Annotated in this window: 1 protein-coding gene; it reads right to left on the bottom strand. The window is 53.8% G+C overall.

Annotated features, from left to right (window positions below):
* On the bottom strand, positions 1 to 452 hold a 452-nt coding region (locus ACLHZ1_RS20625; RefSeq protein ID WP_427263542.1), incomplete at both ends, for a transposase.

Below are 452 nucleotides of genomic sequence, written 5' to 3'. Positions count from 1 at the left end.
GGTATTGACCTTGATCGTTCTCTCTAGACCGACACTGTCTCCAGCCTTACCCAGCAGCGTCAGCAAGACGATGGCCAGGGCACTGAATAAAAACAGTCGGTCGCGCCGGACCGGATTACTGATGTGCACATCTCCCATACCCATGCCGAATTTGTAATCTTTGATATCACGAAAACTGGTCTCGATACCCCAGCGCTGGCCGTATAGTTGCAACGCCTTGGCGGCGCTCAGGTCGGTCCGGTTACTGGCCAGAAACCACGCGTCTTTCATGCCACTCTTATGACAACAATAGACCCGTTCGACAGGCTGTCGCTGCCCAGTTAGCTCCACCGCTTTGAGGGTTCGGGTGCGCCCGGTCGGCGTTAGCCAGTCCCGAGCTGGAACCTGCTCTACACCAGGGTAACCAACCAAAACATTTCCTTTAAATCTAATGAGATAAGCAAAGCCTAGCT

Source organism: Aeromonas sobria, assembly GCF_050266975.1.
Taxonomy (GTDB): Bacteria; Pseudomonadota; Gammaproteobacteria; order Enterobacterales; family Aeromonadaceae; genus Aeromonas; species Aeromonas sobria_B.
Note: the sequence above shows the minus strand (reverse complement) of the source record. Positions and strands in the feature narration are given on the sequence as shown.